Here is a 17,896-nt window from a genome sequence, read left to right as displayed (position 1 = left end):
GGGTGCAGCGGCTCCCCGGATTGATCCGATGCGCTACACGAAGAAGAAATCCTTGTAGGTGATGTCGCCGCCGGTTTTCTTGTTGGGGTCATAGGTGACGGTGGCGATCTCCAGGGCCTTCTGCTTCGTGCCTGAGCCGTCGGCATCGAAATAGAGCTTGTAGGTCTTTCCATTGACCTTCTTGGCGATGAAGAAGTCGTCCGCCTGCTTGGACTCGCCGAGGGCGAACCAGCCCTTCTTGATGGCGATGGGCTTGTCGAGCGAGGCGCTCTTGCCCTTCAGGTGCTTGGCGATGGCCGCATTGCTGAAGGCCGCATCGTCGAAGTAGAACGCATCGTACTTGGCCTGGAAGTCCTTCACCTTGTCGATGTGCTGCTTGTAGCTGCTCTTGGTCACCTTGAAATCGAACAGGAAGGCATCCTTGTTCGGGTCCGTCTTCGAGTATTTGCCACCCGTGAGCGTGTCCTTGCCGGCGCCGCCCGAGAGGATGTCGTTGCCAGCATCGCCCGAGAGGATGTCGTTGCCCGCTCCGCCGAACAGGCGGTCATTGCCGAGATTGCCGGAGAGCGCATCGTTCAAGGCGCCGCCGTAGAACACGTCGTTGGCGGTTGAGCCGGCCGTAAATTCGGGATTCCAGTCGATCACGCCGATAGCGATGTCCTTGATGAAGGACGCTCCCGCGCTGTCGGTCACCCGCACTTTGACCGTGTGCGATTGCGCCTGCTCGAAATCGAGCAGGAATCCGTTGTCCACCACGAGATCGTGCCCGTTGACGATCTTGAAGCGACCGCCGGCAGAGTCGACGAGGTCATAGGTGAATGTTTCACCGTCATCCTGGTCGGCGGCGCCCAGGGTGCCCACGAAGTCGCCGGTCGCAGACAATTCGCGGATGCCAGCGTTCGACAGCGTCACATCGGACGGAGCGTGATTGATCGGCTTGACCGTCAAATCGACCTGCTTCGTGACAGTCAGGGTCGGATCGCTCTGATCCGTGATCTTGACGAAGACCTGAACGACGGTCGGAGCGAGCACATCGGGCAGGCCGCCGGAGCCGACCTTGATCGCCCCGTTCGGATCCACCGTGAAGGTGTCGCCCGTATAGGCAGTTCCGTCGCCATTCACGAGAGCGTAGGAATAGGTGCGGAAAGCAGACCGCGTGTCCGGGTCGATCACGCCCTGGAGGGTCGCCACCGTGGTGCCGGCCTGGGCATCCTTCGCCACCGCATTGACCGCGTAGGTCGCACCGGTCGGTGCCTCGTTCACGTCCTTCAGATAGACCTTGATGGTCGTGCTGGCCGAGGTCAGTCCGTTCGGGCCACTCTCGCGGGCGCGGACCACCACCTCGAAGTATTTCTTCTCGTTGGGCGTGTTGGCATTCTCCGTTTGAAGCCCGATATTCCCGGCCTCGTAATTGGCATCGCCGGCGAAGGAGATGACGCCGGTATCCGGGTCGATGGAGAACAGGTTGCCCGGATTGCTGACGAGTTCGTAGGACAGCGTCGTGCCGCCGAAATGATCGTCGTTGGACTGGATCGTTGCCACCATCGCGACCGGCCCGCCGTTTTCGACGAGTTCCGTCACGGTGTTCTGAACGACGATCGGCTTCGTCGGCGCGGCGTTGTCGGCATCGGGCGTTACGGTGATCCGGAAATCCTTGTAGGTCGAGACCGACCCGGGGCCGCCGTTCTTGTCTGTGACCTTGAGAGTGATCGTGTAGGTCTCGGCTTTCGTGATGTCCGTGAGGGCTGCCACCTTCAACTGGCCGTTCTCGATCTTGAACCGCCCGCCCGCATTGCCGGCGCCGCTCGTGCCGCCCTGGCCAGAATTGTCGAAGGCGAAGATGAGATCGCTGTCGCCGTCCGGATCGGTCGCATGCAGCGTGCCGAGCACGGTGCCGTCCGGAGCCGTCTTGCCGATGGTGGTCAAGCCATCGAGGAAGAAGTTGGTGGGCGCTTCGTTCACGTTGTTGACGTAGACCTTGATAGGCGTCTCCACCGACGACCAATTGGTAAGGGTCTCCGTCGCCTTCACGGTCAGGAGATAGAACTTGCGTTCCAGCGCCGTACCGGGGTTCTCGACCTGGAGATCCGGATCGGAGCTGCCGGCCTCATAGTCCACGGCACCCACCAGAGTGATGACGCCGCTTGCGGCATCGATGGCGAATTTGCTGCCGGGGTTGGACACGAGCGAATAGGTGGCGGCGCCGGCCGAGAGACCCGGCGACTGCACGCTTGCGACCACGGTGAACGGGGCCGCGTTCTCGTTGATCGGACTCACGGAACTTTGCGTGATCGGAGCACCAGGAGCCTGGGTCGGCAGCGCAATGGTGCCGTCCGCGAAGCTCAGGAACTCCATGTTCCTGAGCGTATCCGTGCCGTCGCGACCATCCATGTTGTCCATGACGGTGAGCGTGCCGTTGGCGTTACGGGCGATCGTGTACTGCGACAGGAGACCGGAGAACACGGCCGTGTCCTGGCCTGCGCCGCCGTCGATCAGATCGTCGCCCGCACCGCCCGCGATGCGGTTGTCGCCGGCATTGCCGGCGATCGCATTCGCCTGTGCATTGCCGGTGCCGTTGAGATGGCCGGTGCCGGTGAGGACGAGGTTCTCCACGTTCTCGCCGAGCGCATAGGACACGGAGGCCCGCACCGTATCGGTTCCCTCGCCGGTCGCTTCGGTCACAACGTCGTTCACGTCGTCGACGATGTAAGTGTCGTTGCCGTCGCTGCCGGTCAGAACGTCGGCACCGGCTCCGCCGTCGAGAAGGTTGTTTCCTGCATTGCCGGTGATCGCATTGGACAGGGCGTTGCCGATGCCGCTGAGATCGTCCGTTCCAGTGAGGACGAGGTTCTCCATGTTGGCGCCGAGTGCATAGGAAAGGGAGGCCCGCACCGTATCGGTGCCCTCACCGGCCCGCTCCACCACCATGTCGCCGGCATGATCGACGATGTAGGTGTCGTTGCCCTCGCCGCCGGACAGAATGTCGGCACCCGTGCCGCCGTCGAGCATATTGCTTCCCGCATTGCCGGTGATCGCATTCGCCAGCGCGTTGCCGGTGCCCGCGATATTGCCGGTGCCGGTGAGGACGAGGTTCTCCACGTTGTCGGTGAGCGTATACGACACCAAAGCGCGCACCGTATCGGTGCCTTCGCCCGCCTCTTCGTCGACGATGTCGGCGGCATCGTCGACGACGTAGGTGTCGTTGCCGAGCCCGCCCTCGAGTTCGTCGGCCCCTTCGCCGCCGTCGAGCACGTTGTCGCCGGCATTGCCGATGATGCTGTTGGAGAGTTCGTTGCCGGTGCCGTTGATGCTGTCGCTGCCGATGAGGATCAGGTTTTCGACATTCGCGCCGAGCACGTAGGAAATCGACGCGCGGACGAGATCGGTCCCTTCATCCGCGTCCTCGATCACGATGTCGTTCACATGGTCGACCACGTAGGTGTCGTCGTCTGCGCCACCAGCCAGGAGATCGGCGCCGTCGCCACCGTCAAGATAATCGATGCCGACGCCGCCGATGAGCCTGTCATCTCCACCTTCGCCGAAAAGCGAATCGTTGCCGGCATTGCCGACCAGCGTCTCGACGCCGTCGCCGCCATAGGCCATGTCGTTTCCGGCGCCGAGATCGACCACGCCCGAAACCGTGCCGCCGCGCCCGTCGTAGAGGTCATTGCCGGCGAGGAGCGAGATCCGGCCTTCCACGTGACCCTGGTTGCGAATCGTTTCCCGTTCTTCGCCGCCCTCGATGGCTGTTTCAGCGATGATGGTGCCCTTGTTGACCAGCGAGGCAATGGCGGCGGGCTTGTCGTCCGTCGCCGCTTGCGTCTCGAATTTGATACCGATGCTTCCGGGACCGTTGAGAGTCTGGATCAACCCTTCATTGATGACGTGGCTTTCGCGGTGAAGGAAAAGCCCGAGGGTCTCGCCGGTGATCGTGCCGGAATTCCTGACCTGGGTTCGGTCCGCATCGAATGTATTCTCCGACTCCTTCACGCTGGTCTGAATACCGATCCGACCGTAGATCGAACCGGTGTTGACGATGGAAGCGTCCGTGTTGCCGACAAAGACACCTCTCACATCGCCGATGATCTGTCCGGCGTTCTCGACCACGCCATTGAGCGCGACCGCGGCACCTGTTGTGCCGCCGTGAACGCGTCCGGTGGAACCGACATGGATCGTCGCGTTGGATGTCTCGTAGTTAATGCCGGTAATCTGACCGGAGACGAAGCCGTAAACGGAGGCAGTGACGTCGGTAGCAATGCCGTCGCTTAGCGCTATCCCGTTGTCGGACAGGCTGACGATCTGGCCGGTTTCCGTGACGATCGTATGATTGTCCGTAGCGGTCCATATCTCTGACGTTTCGGTATATGTGATGTAGTCAATGGGCATAGCAATAATCTCCAGTCTTATGAGAGGTTATTGCGTTACAAAAATTGGTCAATGTCTAAACTATCTCGTTAACCTTTCTGACAGCTTAGCTTTTGGCTCAAACTACTGTAATGTCATCGAAAATCGCCTTCGAAAGGCATTCGGCAGGAAAGCAAATTCCGTTTGCATCCCCGCAAATTGATAACAGCCAACCTTCGAGAATCTGGCAACACAACCCCGACCCTCACCCCGGGAAGGCGGCAGAGCAAAAGCTTCGCTGAGCAGGCTCAGGATCGAAAGCGTCACGCTGTGCTCAGCGTGAGTTGCGTATCATGCTCTAGCTGCAACGGAACGTTGTCTTGACGTTCACGTCTTCGACCACCGGCTTGAACTCGCCCGTGTCCGGATCGCGCACCAGCAGCTTGCCGGTGGCCACGCCGAAATAGGCGCCGTGGAGCTGCAGCTTGCCGCGCTCGACCAGGATGCGCACGCAGGGGAAGGTCATCAGGTTCCGCAGGCTGTTCTCGATGGCGGCAAGCTCCAGGCGCGGCAGATATTCTTCGAGATTTCCGTCATGCGGCCCCAGGCGGTCGCCCGCAGGCTTGATCAGGCTCATCCAGCGGCCGATGAAATCGCCCGGCGACAGGGGCGCCGCATCATCGGCGAAGGCGCGGATGCCGCCGCAGCGGGCATGGCCGAGCACCACGATATGCTTCACGCGCAGCGCCTGCACGGCGAATTCGAGCGCCGCCGAGGTGCCATGGTAATCGCCGCCCGTCTCGAACGGCGGCACCAGGTTCGCCACGTTGCGGACGACGAACATCTCTCCGGGGCTTGCATCGAAGATGACCTCCGGCGAGACGCGGCTGTCGCAGCAGCCGATGATCATGACCTCGGGCGACTGTCCCTTCTCGGCCAGTGCCTCATAGCGGTTCTTCTCGCGCGGAAGGCGGTCATCGAGGAACGCGCGGTAACCTTCGGTCAGACGTTGCGGAAACATGGGCGTCCTTCCCTTCAAGGATGGGTGATCTCGGCAAGCTTGGCGAGCTCAACATTGGCGCCGCACGGCAGCACGCCGACGCGCTCGCCTGAGCGGGGTTTATAGGCCCCCGAGACGAGGGCCGCCAGTGCCGCCGCTCCGCCGGGCTCCGATGCGATGCGATAGTCGCGCCAGAGCAGCCGTTGCGCATCGCGGATCGCCGGGTCCGTGACGAGCGCCACGTGATCGACGGTGTCCCGGCATATCGAATAGACGAGGTCGCCAGTGTTCTTCGCGCCAAGCGAATCGGCCGCCACGGAATCCACCTCCACGTCGACGGGCTGCCCGGCTTCGAGCGAGGCATGGAGCGCCCGCGAGCCCTCCGGCTCGACGCCCACCACCTTCACACGCCCGGCCCACCAGCTCGCCACGCCGCTGATGAGGCCGCCGCCGCCCACCGCCACGAGGACGGTGTCGAGGGCGGGCGCATCCTGTTCCCATTCGAGCGCCGCCGTGCCCTGGCCGATCACGGTGCTCTCGGCGCTGAAGGGATGGATGCGCAGGGCGCCGCTCTCCGCCACGTAGAGATCGCAGGCGGCCTGAGCGTCAGCATAGCGTGCGCCGCCGATCATCACCTCGGCGCCGTGCGAGCGGATGACGGCGATCTTGGCGGGGCTCGAGATCTCCGGCACGAAGATGCGAGCCTTCACGCCGAGCTGTTTCGCCGCATAGGCCACGGCCGCCCCATGATTGCCGCCGGACGCGGCCGCGACGCCGGCCGCGGGCACTTCCTTCGACAGCAGGGTGTTGAAGGCGCCACGGGTCTTGAAGGAGCCCGCATGCTGCAGGAATTCGAGCTTCAGGCTCACCGGCCCGTCATGGCCGAAGGCGCTGCCCATGTTCAGGACGGGGGTACGGCGGATATGGGGGGCGATGCGGGCATGGGCCGCTTCGATATCGGCGCGGGTGATCGGCATGGCTCAACCTTGGGGCTGCTTGCGGAGCGTCCAGATGGCGACCGGCAGGCCGTGCGCATCACGGCCGGGCGGGTCGGGAAAGGATTGTCCTCCACCTCTCGCGAGATCCAGCGCCACGGTCAACCCCGCAAGTGCATCGAGAAGGTCGTCCTGCGCTGCTCCGCGAGGCGGCAGCGCATCGATGAGGCTGCCGGGAAGAAACCCGGATCCTTTTAGAAGGTCGCGTCGAAGCGCCATGCCCGGTCCGTAGGGCGTCCCCTTCACCTTCTTCGGCTGGTCGAGCGAATGGCCTCCATTCAGAGCCCAGAAGGCAAGTTCGGGATGCACCTCGTAAACGCGCGGGATCAGATCGGGCCGCGCGCGCAGCAACGCGTCGATCTCGCGGATCTTCGGGAAGATGGCAAAGCCCTGCCGCGATACCTTTCGGGACGGATCAGACGTTGCGGCGGCCACCGCGCAGGCTTCTCCATACTCCGTCGCCTCCACGGCGCGGCGCGACGGAATGGCGAAGACGGAGGATTGCCGCTCGCGGAGCAACGGGCGAATCAGCTGCTCCGGCAGGCGGCCCGATCCTGCCGTACGGTCCGGCAGACCGACAGGCATGTCGACGGCGATCAGCCCAGGCCTCTCCGGCGCATCGGCGATGGCCTCGAAGGTCGGTGCCGTCACGATGCGGTGAATGTCCGGATCATCCGCCCGCATCAGGACCGCAATCCACCCGGCCCGGCAGCCATCGACCCCTGCAACCCACATCGCTCGGCTTCTCCTTTGCTGGCATTCGCGCCAGCATTACAACCAATCTGTCGCTTGAGGAAAAAGCCATGATCCCGATTCGTCCGCGCCGCAGCGCCCTCTACATGCCCGGATCCAATACCCGCGCGATCGAGAAGGCGAAGACACTGGCCGCCGACGTGGTGATCTTCGACCTGGAGGACGCGGTCGCGCCCGATCTGAAGATGCAGGCGCGCGAGCAGGTCTGTGCGGCCGTTCAGGCTCGGGGGTATGGCAGGCGGGAACTGGTGATCCGCATCAATGCGCTCGAGACGCCCTGGGGAGAGGCCGATCTGGTGGCGGCCGTTGCAGCCGCTCCCGATGCAATCCTCGTGCCGAAAGTGTCCTCGGTCGAAACGCTCGCGGCGGTGGGCCTGCGCCTGCGCAAGCTCGGTGCCGCGGAGCGCACCCGAATCTGGGCCATGATCGAGACTCCGCTTGCGATTCTGTGGGCTGAATCCATCGCGAGCGCGGCTCGCGACGTCGACACCCGGCTGGACTGCTTCGTCATGGGCACCAACGATCTCGCCAAGGACACCCGCACCCGTCTGCTGCCCGGGCGCGCTGCGGTGCTGCCTTGGCTGATGACCGCGCTGGCCGCCGCGCGGGCGCATGGAATCGACATTCTCGACGGGGTCTACAACACCCTGTCGGATGCCGACGGCTTTCGTGCCGAATGCGAGCAGGGCCGCGATTGCGGCTTCGACGGCAAGACGCTGATCCATCCCGATCAGATCGCGGTGGCGAACGAGATCTTTGCGCCCTCACCGGATGAGATCGAGACCGCGCGCACCATCGTGGCAGCCTTCGATCAGCCGGAGAACATGGCCAAGGGCGCCATCAGCCTCAATGGCCGCATGATTGAGCGGCTTCATGCGGAGATGGCGAAGCGCACATTGGCGCTGGCGCTGGCGATAACAAAGCAAACTGCATAGACGCCATCACCGGCCTTGTGCCGGAGATCTCGATATGAGAGGCGCCTCACTTCAAACAAGCGGGATGACCGGCACAAGGCCGGTCATGACATCGGGTATTCCGAGAAGCTGCGATTCAGAAAGAGCTCAATCCGCCAATTGCCGCGCCTCTTCCGGCAGCATGATCGGGATGCCGTCGCGGATCGGGTAGGCGAGCTTGGCGCGGCGGCTGATCAGCTCCTGGCGGGCGGCGTCGTATTCGAGGGTTTCCTTGGTGAGCGGGCAGACGAGAAGCTCCAAGAGCTTGGGGTCGATCCGCGTCGCCTCCACGGGCTGGGGCGTCTCGGGCTGAAGGGTATCCGGAACCATCGGGTTATTCCTAAGGTAAACTTGCCTATTGCAGGGTCGAGTCGGAGCCGGCGCTGCCTCGGGCGAGCTCGATCTCGGTCAGGGCGATGAGCACTTCAGCCCGGCTCTTCAGGTCGGGCGCTTCGAGCAGCGCCTGTTTCTCGCGCACGCCGAAGGGGCTCATCATGCACAAAGCATTCACGAGAGCCTCATTGGGGGCTTCCTCGATGCCGCGCCAGTCGACCTTCACATGCACCGCGTTGACGAAGTCGCGCAGGGCCTTCACCACGCCGGCGCGATTGACGGCGTTCTCGCCGGCGCGGGCGGTGAAGTCGTTGATGAACGGCTCGAACGTCACTCGGCACTCGCGGAACAGGTTGATCGCCGGCAGCTCCTCCTCGATGCGGAAGCGCCCGATGCCGATGAGCGTGATGAGATACCGCCCGTCGCCGGTCTCGGCGAACTGCGTGATGCGGCCGGCGCAGCCGACCCGGTAGAGTTTCGGCACACTCGCCTGCGGGTCGTTGTCCGCATCCGGCTGCACCATGCCGATGATGCGGCCGGTCTTCAGCGCCTCGTCGACCATCGCGAGGTACCGCGGCTCGAAGATGTTGAGCGGCATCTGCCCACGCGGCAGGAGAAGGGCGCCGGGGAGCGGGAAAACGGGGATGACCGACGGGCAATCCTCCGGCCCTCGGTATACCGCGTTCATTCCCATCCCGATCTCCTAAACCGCGTTGGACAGCGTCAAGAGAACAGGAGCGAGGAGAGCCTCCGCCGCCCTGCCAGCGTCATCGCGTCCATCGGGCCCCAGGCTTCGAAGAACTGGACGAGCTGCTTGCGTGCGCCGTCCTCGTTCCAATTGCGGTCGCGGCGCACGATTTCAAGGAGGTGATTGGCAGCTTCTTCACGCCGCCCGAGGGCGTTCAGGCCCACGGCCAGATCGAAGCGGGCCTGATGATCCGTCGGATCGGCCTCGACCCTGCGCTGCAGGTCCGCCAGATCACCGAGAGATCCCGCCTGCTCGGCGAGCTCGATCGCCGCCCGTGCGCCGGCGAGGGCCGGATCGTTGGCTTTGGCCGCCGGCGCCATGGCGAGGAAGCGCTTGGCGCCTTCCAGGTCGCTCACCTCCACGTGCAGCTTCACGAGGGCTGCAAGCGCCGCTACGTTCTCCGGGTCCTGGGCCAGTACGGCGGAGTAGAGCTCGGCGGCCCCGCCGATGTCGCCCTCGGCCGCCAGACGGTCGGCTTCGGCCATGATTTCCTCGGCTGCGCCGGGCCCGAGCGGTCCGACGAGGCGCTCGATGAAGCTCTTGATCTGGCTCTCGGGCAGGGCACCCATGAAGCCGTCCACCGGCTGCCCGCGCTGGAAGGCGAAGACGGCCGGGATGGACTGCACCCCGAGTTGGCCGGCGATCTGCGGATGCTCGTCGATGTTCATCTTGACGAGCTTCACCTTGCCTCCGGCGGCGCGCACGGCCTTTTCGAGAATGGGAGTGAGCTGCTTGCAGGGGCCGCACCAGGGCGCCCAGAAATCGACCAGAACGGGCTGCTGCATGGATTCGGCGAGCACGTCCTGGCGAAAATTCGCCGTGGTGGTGTCCTTCACGAGGTCGTCGGAGGAGGGGACGGGGGTATCGGACAGCATGCGATCCTCGAAAGGTGAGAAGAACGCTCCTTACATGGGAGCTCAGGCGTCGTCTGGCAATTCCGCCGGCGGCTCCGGCAGGCGCAGGATAAGCGGATCGTGCCCAGTGGCGCGCAGGAAGGCCAGCAGATCCTCCCGCGAGACCCCGGTGGTCATGGAATTGACCAGGGGATGAAAATTCACCCGCTCGTGGTTCATGAGATTGGCGTCGAGCACCATCGTGACCTTGCCTTCCGTATCGTTCACCACCGCGAAGGCGGTGACCGAGCCGGGCTCGACCCCCAGCAGGGCGCGCAGCTGCTCGGCCGAGCCGAAGGAGAGGCGGCCGGAGGCCCCGATGGCCTCATGGGTGCGCTTGAGGTCGATGGCGGTGTCGTGCTTGGCCGAGATCAGGAAGAAGCGGCCCTTCTTGTCCTTCACGAACAGGTTCTTGGAATGGGCTCCCGGGATCTGTTCCTTGACGGATGCCGATTCGGCCACCGTGAAGACGGGCGTGTGCTCCACCGTCTCGGTCTTGATGCCGAGCGAGGACAGGCGATCCAGGAGGTCCCGGGGAGATAGATGGGCCAAGCTTCCAACCTCCGTGCGAGCCCGGGTTCTAGCGACCGGATGAAGCAGGCTCAAGGGCCACGGCGAAAAGATCGGCATGCCCCTCTTGCAATACGCCGCGTTTTGGGGCACATCACGGGCCTCGCAACGATGCCACGGCATCGCGGAGCGCGGGTGTAGCTCAGGGGTAGAGCACAACCTTGCCAAGGTTGGGGTCGAGGGTTCGAATCCCTTCGCCCGCTCCATTTTCTCTCGATTTTCGAGAGGTGTACGAAGGCCCGCCATCCGGCGGGCTTTTCGTTTTGGGCCGTGCTTACGTCTCTGGACAAGGTTGCATCTATTCAGGGTGCGGCCCAAGATGGTGCCTTGCGCCACTGTCCCTTCCGACCTTCTGCCCCATGCTTGCGATCCAAGACGTCTTTGCCGCCGGATACCGCTCGCTCCGGCTGATCCGCTTTCCGGTCGAGCCCCTTTCCGTCTTCGTCGGCGCGAATGGAATGGGCAAGACAAATCTCTACCGCGCCTTGCAGCTCCTGCAATCATCGGCTGCCGGCACGCTCACGCACGATCTGGCGGCGGAGGGTGGTTTCGACTCGGTCTATTGGGCGGGCAGTCCGGCGTGAAGCGTACGCTTCACGCCGGACTCATCGAGACGGCACTCGGCTCGTTGCAGGATGCCGCGGCCTTCCCCGATCTGCATCTCGCCCGCAGGACGATGCTGGAATGGCGCTTCTTCCACGGATTTCGCACGGATGCGGCCTCTCCCCTGCGAAGCCCCGCCTTGGCCGTAACGTCGCCGACGCTTGCCTCCAACGGTTCGAATCTGGCGGCGGTTTTCGCGACCCTGGCCCACATCCGGGGCGACACGGTCGATCTCGACCAGGCCTTCGACGATGCCTTTCCCGGCGCGCGCCTCGTGATCCCAAGCCCGGACCGCCATTCCAGCTTCGGAGTGGTCTTCCCCGATTATCCCAAGCGCGTCTTCCAGGCCTCCGAGTTGTCGGACGGTACGCTTCATTTCCTGGCTCTCGCAGGCGCGCTCCTGTCCTATCGGCTCCCGCCCTTCATCGCCCTCAACGAGCCTGAAACGAGCCTCCATCCCAATCTTCTGGAGCCTCTGGCCCGGATGATCGTCAACGCGTCCCGGAGAACGCAGATCTGGCTCGTCACCCATTCCGAAATCCTGGCCGACGCCCTCGCCCGGCATGGTGGCGCGCGGCCGCGGCGCGTGATCAAGCGCAAGGGTGAGACCTGGATGGAGGGACTGCGCCTGAGCGGCGACTTCACCGAAGACGATATCGACGAATAGCGGTGGGCTTTGGGGCTCGCATTGGGCCAGCTTGCCATTACAATCAGGCCGATTCTGGAGAAAGTTACATGGCGGACGCGCGGCACCTGGGCATCTTGAAGGAACTCGAGCGCAAGGTGCTCTGGCTCTCCACCTGGACGATCCACAACGCCAACCACCTGCGCGCCAACGAGGACGGGTTGAAGATCGGCGGACACCAGGCCTCCTCCGCCTCCCTGTCGACGATCCTGACCGCGCTCTACTTCTCGGTGCTGAAGCCCGAGGATCGGGTGGCGGTGAAGCCCCATGCCAGCCCAATCTACCACGCCATCCAGTATCTCTTCGGCCGTCAGACCCGCGAGAAGCTGGAGAATTTCAGGGGCTACAAGGGCGCGCAATCCTATCCGTCCCGCACCAAGGACATCGACGACGTCGACTTCTCCACCGGCTCGGTGGGCCTGGGCGTCGCCCAGACGCTCTTCGCCAGCCTCGTGCAGGATTACGTGAAGGCCCATGGTTGGGCCAAGGACAAGCCCGAAGGCCGCATGATCTCGCTCGTGGGCGACGCGGAGATGGACGAGGGCAACATTTTCGAGGCCCTGCTGGAGGGCTGGAAGCACGGCATCCGCAACATCTGGTGGATCATCGACTACAACCGCCAGAGCCTGGACGCGGTGATTCGCGAGGGCCTATGGGAGCGCTTCGAAGCCCTGTTCCGCAATTTCGGCTGGGACGTGGTCATCCTCAAGCACGGCTCCCTGATGCAGGAGGCGTTCCAGGAGCCCGGCGGCGACCGTCTGCGGGCCTGGATCGATTCCTGCCCCAACCAGCTCTATTCCGCCCTGACCTACCAGGGTGGGGCCGCCTGGAGGAAACGCCTGCTGGACGATCTCGGCGACCAGGGGCCGGTCACCCGCCTCATCGAAAAGCGTTCGGACGAGGAGCTGGCGCGGCTCATGTCCAATCTCGGCGGGCACGATCTGCCGAGCCTGCTCGACGCCTTCGAGAAGGCGCGGCAGCATGACCGGCCGGTCTGCTTCCTGGCCTATACGATCAAGGGCTTCGGCCTGCCGCTCGCCGGCCACAAGGACAACCATTCCGGTATGCTCACCCCCTCCCAGATGGAGGCGTGGCGCGCCACTCAAGGGGTCCGGCCGGGGCATGAATGGGACAAGTTCGAAGGTGTCGCGCTGCCGCAGGCCGCGATCGAGCGTTTCCTGAGCGAGGTGCCGTTCATCCAGAAGGGCACGCGCCGCTACAGTGCCCCGAAGGTGCCGGTGCCTGAGACGCTCGCCTTCCCGGCCAATCCCGCCATGTCGACCCAGCAGGGCTTCGGCCTCATCCTCAACGAAGTGGCCCGCTCCGACCAGGCGCTGGCCTCCCGCGTCGTCACCACGGCGCCGGACGTGACGGTCTCGACCAATCTCGGCGCCTGGGTGAACCGGCGTGGCCTGTTCGCCCGCGAAAGCCTGGTCGACACCTTCAAGAAGGAGCGGATTCCCTCGACCTACAACTGGGAATTCTCGCCGAAGGGGCAGCATATCGAACTCGGCATCGCCGAGATGAACCTGTTCATCGTGCTCTCGGCGCTCGGGCTGTCGCATTCCCTGTTCGGCGAGCGGATCCTGCCCATTGGCACCCTATACGATCCTTTCATCTATCGCGGCGCCGATGCCCTGAACTATGCCTGCTACCAGGATGCCCGCTTCATGATCGTCGCCACGCCGTCGGGCGTGACGCTGGCGCCGGAGGGCGGGGCGCATCAATCCATCGGCACGCCCCTGGTGGGCATGGCGCAGGACGGGCTCGCCTCCTTCGAGCCGGCCTTCGTCGACGAGCTGGCCGTGATCATGCGCTGGGCTTTCGACTACATGCAGCGCGACGGCGAGGGTGAGCCGAACGAGACGACCTGGCTGCGCGACGAGACCGGCGGCTCGGTCTATCTGCGCCTGTCGACCCGCAGCCTCGAGCAGCCGCAGCGATCCATGACGCCCGAGCTGGCCGACGAGGTCATGGCCGGGGCCTACTGGCTCAGGAAGCCTGGGCCGAATGCCCAGGTGGTCGTCGCCTATACGGGAGCGGTCGCGCCCGAGGCGATCGAAGCCGTGGGACTCATGGCCGAGGATCGGCGCGACATCGGTCTGCTGGCCATCACCTCCGCCGACCGGCTCAACGCCGGTTGGACGGCCGCGCAGCGCGCCCGCGAGCGCGGGCTCGTCCATGCAAGGTCCCATGTGGAGCGTCTGCTCGCCGACGTGCCGCCCCACTGCGGGCTGGTGACGGTGATCGACGGGCATCCGGCGACGCTGGCCTGGATGGGCTCGGTCATGGGTCACCGCACGCGCTCGCTCGGCGTCGAGCATTTCGGCCAGACCGGCACGATCAAGGACCTGTACCGCCACTTCGGCATCGACGCCCAGGGCATCATCGCGGCCGCCGAGATGATCGCACCAGGACGACCCATGCGGTATTTGAAAGCGGTGTGAGAAATCGGGCCTTAAGACTGCCCCGCCCGCAACGCCACCGTCGCGATGCCGGCGCCGATCAGGAGGCTGCCGCCGGTCCGGTTGATCACCCGCATGGTCCGGGGGCTCTGCACGACGCTGCGCGCCCGCGAGGCGATGAGCGCATAGGTGATGACGTTCGCGAAGGCGAGGATCAGGAAGGTCGCCGCGAAGACGCCGACCTGAGGGAAAAGGGCGAGCTTCGGATCGATGAACTGTGGCAGGAAGGCGATGAAGAAGGTCAGTCCCTTCGGATTGAGCGCCGTGACGAGCCAGGCATGGCCCAGCATCCTGAGCGCGGAGGCCGCATCCGTGCGGGGCTTGGCATCGAGCGCTCCGCCGGCCCGCCAGAGCTTGATCCCGAGCCAGACGAGATAGGCGGCGCCCACCCATTTGAGGACCGTGAACAGCGTGGCCGAGGCGGCAAGCAGGGCTCCGAGGCCGAGGAGCGAGAACGTCATGGCGGTGAAATCGCCCAGGGCGACGCCGATCGCCATGGGCAGGGCGGTCCGCCAGCCCTGTCCGAGGGCATAGGACACGACCAGCAGGATGGTCGGCCCGGGAATGACGAGCAGGACGGCGGAGGCGGCCGTGAAGGCGAGCCAGGTTTCGAGTGTCATGGCAGGTCCCAGTGCGATGATCGCGCCATGCAGCCACGGATCCGAGGCCCTGTCGAGAGGAGAAGTAGGAGGCAAACCCGCGTCTGCGGATTCTCAGCCGAGCTGCGGATTTGCCGCCCAGGGCCATTGCATGCTAACCGCGAGCCTTCCGAAATAAGAACTTTCTTAAGGCAGAGCATGGCCCGCAAGAGCCTCCTCCGGGGCGATACCCTTCCGTTGATCAGCCGCCTGTGGCGCGACTGGATGCGTCCGCATCGTAAGATACTCGCCCTGGTTCTCCTGCTGGTGGGTTTGGTTTCAGGAGCCACCGGGCTCTATCCGGTCTTGATCAAAGCGGCCTTCGATGCCTTCGATGCCAAGGACGCGCAGGCGATCATGCTGGCGCCGCTCTTCGTGATCGTGGTCACGTCCGTGAAGGGCTTTTCACTGCTCGCCCTGACGATCCTCACCAACAAGGTGGTGACGCGGATCGAGGCCGACATGCAGACGGCGCTCTACGGCCACCTGATCGAGGCCGACCTTGCCCAAATCGGGCGCGCGAGCCCGGCCGCCCTGACCCAGCGCTTCACCACGGACTTCGCCTTCATCCGCGAGGCGCTCACCCGTCTCTCGACGGTGTTCCTGCGCGAGGTCACGACGATCATTGCGCTCATCGCGGCGATGCTCTGGATCGACCCGGTCCTGACCCTGGTGGCGGCCGTCATCGCACCCTTCTTCGCCTATCCGGTGGACAAGATCGGCCGTAAGCTGCGCCGGGTCGCCATCTCGACCCAGGAACAGACGGGCCTGATGGCGAGCCTCATCACCGAGAGCCTGGCCGGAACCCGCATCGCCAAGACCTATGGGCTCGAAAGCTATCTCAAGGCCAAGGCCGCAAAGACCTTCGACGATGTTCGCAGCCTGAAGATGAAAGCGGCCAATGCCCGCGGGCGGATGGACCCTATCCTGGAGACCGGCGGCGGCATCGCCGTCGCCATCGTGCTTATGCTCATCGGTCACCGTATCCTGTCCGGCAACAGCACGGTTGGCGACTTCACCGGCTTCGTCAGCGCCCTCGTCATGGCCGCGCAGCCGATTCGGGCCCTGGGCAACCTGAACGCCATCGTGCAGGAGGCGGCGGCGGCTCTCCACCGGACCTTCACGGTAATGGACGAGACGCCACGGATCCAGGACAAGCCCGGAGCGGAGCCGCTCGTGTTCGTAAGCGGCGAGATCCGCTTCTCGAATCTCACTTTCTCCTATGATGGAGAGGCCGTGGCGCTGGATCACGTCGATCTGGTGGCCGAGGCCGGCCAGACCACGGCGCTGGTGGGCCGTTCCGGCTCGGGCAAATCGACCCTCCTGTCGCTCGTGCCGCGACTCTACGACGTCAACCAGGGCGCCGTCCTGATCGACGGGCAGGATGTGCGGGACGTGACCCTGGCCAGCTTGCGCCGTGCCGTCGCCGTCGTGAGCCAGGACGTGATTCTCTTCGACGACACGATCCGGGCCAACATCGCCTTCGGACGTCCGGATGCGACCGATGAGGAGATCATTGAGGCCGCCAAGGCCGCAGCGGCCCATGACTTCATCCTCAGGCAGCCGGACGGTTACGACACCACCGTCGGGCCCGGTGGCGGGCGCCTGTCCGGCGGCGAGCGCCAGCGCATCTCGCTCGCCCGCGCTTTCCTGAAGAATGCCCCGATCCTGCTGCTGGACGAGGCAACGAGCGCCCTCGATTCAGAATCGGAGCGCCTGGTCCAGGACGCCATCCGTCGCCTCATGAAGGGCCGCACCACCCTGGTCATCGCTCACCGGCTCTCGACCGTGCGCAATGCGGAGGTCATGGCCGGGCTTGTATTGATGGATTTGGCTTAGAGTGCTTGTCCGGAGGGGCTGTGAGGCTCCTCCGGACGGACAGGAGGCCGCTTTTTCGGGCAGGCTGTTGGAAGCCGAGGTCAAGCGCGGCCCTGTTTGTTCTTCCCCAACCCGAACAGTTGAGAGGGCGTCCAAGCCCGCATCACAAGCCMGGGAGAGGCAGAATGATAGCACAGGATGGCATTGCCGGCATCGATGTGTCCAAGGACAGGCTCGATGTGTTCGTGCGCGACCCGTCACGGCATCTGAGGGCCGCCAACACGCAGGCCGGCGTGGCGATCCTCGCCGCCACCCTGATCAAGGCCGGCGTGCGCCGTGTCGGCCTGGAAGCCTCGGGCGGCTATGAGCAGCGGGCGGCAACCCAGCTCAGCATGGCCGGATTGGTGGTGTTCGTTCTCGATCCGGCTCAGGTGCGCGCCTTCGCCCGGGCCATGAAGACCCGCGCCAAGACCGATCCCATCGATGCCACCATGATCGCCCACTACGTGGCCGCGGCCGCCGACCGTCTGCTCGCCTTCACCCCCGATCCCCACCGGGACCGGCTCAGCGCCCTGACCGGCCTGCGCCGCAAGCTGGTGGCCGAGATCAATGAGCACAAATCCCGGATCGATCTCGCCCTCGACCCTCTCGTCCACACCATCCTGAGCCAACGGCTGGCCGCCATCAAAGCCGATATCGCACGCCTCGAGAAAGCCATCGACGCCCAGATCGCCGAAAGCCCAGCCCTCAAACGGCGCTGCGATCGGCTCAAAGCCACACCGGGCGTTGGTCCGGTGCTCGCCACCATCCTGCTCTGTGATCTGCCCGAGCTCGGCCGCATCACCGCCAAGCGGATTGCCTCCCTTGTCGGCGTGGCGCCCCATGCCCGACAATCCGGCCGGATCACCAGAGCCGGCCTCTGCTCCGGCGGCCGCGCGCCCGTCAGGCGCGTCCTCTACATGGCCACCTTGAGCGCCATCAAGGCCCGCATGCCCCATCTGTTTCCGTTCTATCAGCGCCTCAGAGCCGCCGGGAAGCCCTTCAAACTCGCCATCGTGGCCACCATGCGAAAGTTCATCACCATCCTCAACGCCATCA

General features: G+C 64.6%; 13 protein-coding genes, 1 tRNA gene and 1 pseudogene. 6 read left to right on the top strand and 9 right to left on the bottom strand.

Annotated features, from left to right (window positions below):
• Nucleotides 1-33 precede the first annotated feature (33 nt).
• The 4 genes from AB4097_RS06055 to AB4097_RS06040 all read right to left on the bottom strand — a co-directional run bounded on the left by AB4097_RS06055 (nt 34) and on the right by AB4097_RS06040 (nt 7,074).
• Entirely contained in the window at nt 34-4,386 is a 4,353-nt protein-coding gene (locus AB4097_RS06055; protein WP_442037711.1) for a beta strand repeat-containing protein, read from the bottom strand.
• A gap of 316 nt (nt 4,387-4,702) precedes the next feature.
• Nucleotides 4,703-5,365 (bottom strand): carbonic anhydrase, encoded by a 663-nt coding sequence (locus AB4097_RS06050; protein ID WP_442037710.1) that lies wholly within the window; start codon nt 5,363-5,365, stop codon nt 4,703-4,705.
• 14 nt (nt 5,366-5,379) lie between these two features.
• On the bottom strand, nt 5,380-6,321 hold the full coding sequence (locus tag AB4097_RS06045) for a threonine/serine dehydratase (protein ID WP_442037709.1): 942 nt from the start codon (nt 6,319-6,321) through the stop codon (nt 5,380-5,382).
• 3 nt (nt 6,322-6,324) lie between these two features.
• On the bottom strand, nt 6,325-7,074 hold the full coding sequence (locus AB4097_RS06040; RefSeq protein WP_442037708.1) for a DUF429 domain-containing protein: 750 nt from the start codon (nt 7,072-7,074) through the stop codon (nt 6,325-6,327).
• A 68-nt stretch (nt 7,075-7,142) separates the two neighbouring features.
• Here AB4097_RS06040 and AB4097_RS06035 point away from each other — a divergent pair, with 68 nt between their 5' ends.
• Entirely contained in the window at nt 7,143-8,027 is an 885-nt protein-coding gene (locus tag AB4097_RS06035; protein ID WP_442037707.1) for an HpcH/HpaI aldolase/citrate lyase family protein, read from the top strand.
• 126 nt (nt 8,028-8,153) lie between these two features.
• On the opposite strand, the gene AB4097_RS06030 is transcribed toward AB4097_RS06035, so the two are convergent.
• From AB4097_RS06030 to AB4097_RS06015, 4 genes are read right to left on the bottom strand one after another with little or no spacing between them, the layout of a single operon-like run.
• The gene (locus AB4097_RS06030) at nt 8,154-8,375 is read right to left on the bottom strand and encodes a Trm112 family protein (RefSeq protein WP_442037706.1); all 222 of its coding nucleotides are present in this window, start codon (nt 8,373-8,375) and stop codon (nt 8,154-8,156) included.
• Between the two features lie 25 nt (nt 8,376-8,400).
• Nucleotides 8,401-9,072: an LON peptidase substrate-binding domain-containing protein gene (locus tag AB4097_RS06025; RefSeq protein WP_442037705.1), complete on the bottom strand. Its 672-nt coding sequence runs from the start codon at nt 9,070-9,072 to the stop codon at nt 8,401-8,403.
• A gap of 29 nt (nt 9,073-9,101) precedes the next feature.
• Entirely contained in the window at nt 9,102-10,001 is a 900-nt protein-coding gene (trxA, locus tag AB4097_RS06020; protein ID WP_442037704.1) for a thioredoxin, read from the bottom strand.
• Between the two features lie 42 nt (nt 10,002-10,043).
• Nucleotides 10,044-10,571 (bottom strand): prolyl-tRNA synthetase associated domain-containing protein, encoded by a 528-nt coding sequence (locus AB4097_RS06015; protein ID WP_442037703.1) that lies wholly within the window; start codon nt 10,569-10,571, stop codon nt 10,044-10,046.
• A gap of 149 nt (nt 10,572-10,720) precedes the next feature.
• Here AB4097_RS06015 and AB4097_RS06010 point away from each other — a divergent pair.
• From AB4097_RS06010 to AB4097_RS06000, 3 genes and pseudogenes are all read left to right on the top strand, one after another.
• A tRNA-Gly gene (locus AB4097_RS06010) sits at nt 10,721-10,795 on the top strand.
• 153 nt (nt 10,796-10,948) lie between these two features.
• A pseudogene (locus tag AB4097_RS06005) lies at nt 10,949-11,859 on the top strand (AAA family ATPase).
• 68 nt (nt 11,860-11,927) lie between these two features.
• Complete coding sequence (locus tag AB4097_RS06000; protein WP_442037702.1) at nt 11,928-14,324, top strand: transketolase-like TK C-terminal-containing protein; 2,397 nt, start codon at nt 11,928-11,930, stop codon at nt 14,322-14,324.
• 11 nt (nt 14,325-14,335) lie between these two features.
• On the opposite strand, the gene AB4097_RS05995 is transcribed toward AB4097_RS06000, so the two are convergent.
• The gene (locus AB4097_RS05995) at nt 14,336-14,962 is read right to left on the bottom strand and encodes a LysE family translocator (protein WP_442037701.1); all 627 of its coding nucleotides are present in this window, start codon (nt 14,960-14,962) and stop codon (nt 14,336-14,338) included.
• 177 nt (nt 14,963-15,139) lie between these two features.
• Between AB4097_RS05995 and AB4097_RS05990 the strand changes: the two genes are divergently transcribed.
• A complete protein-coding gene (locus tag AB4097_RS05990; protein WP_442037700.1) occupies nt 15,140-16,819 on the top strand; it encodes an ABC transporter ATP-binding protein in 1,680 nt (559 codons plus the stop codon).
• Nucleotides 16,820-16,983: 164 nt separating this feature from the next.
• A partial coding sequence (locus AB4097_RS05985) for an IS110 family transposase (protein ID WP_442037699.1) occupies nt 16,984-17,896 on the top strand: 913 nt, incomplete at its 3' end.

The sequence above is a fragment of the Microvirga sp. 2MCAF35 genome, from assembly GCF_052115545.1.
Classification (GTDB): Bacteria; Pseudomonadota; Alphaproteobacteria; order Rhizobiales; family Beijerinckiaceae; genus Microvirga.
Note: the sequence above shows the minus strand (reverse complement) of the source record. Positions and strands in the feature narration are given on the sequence as shown.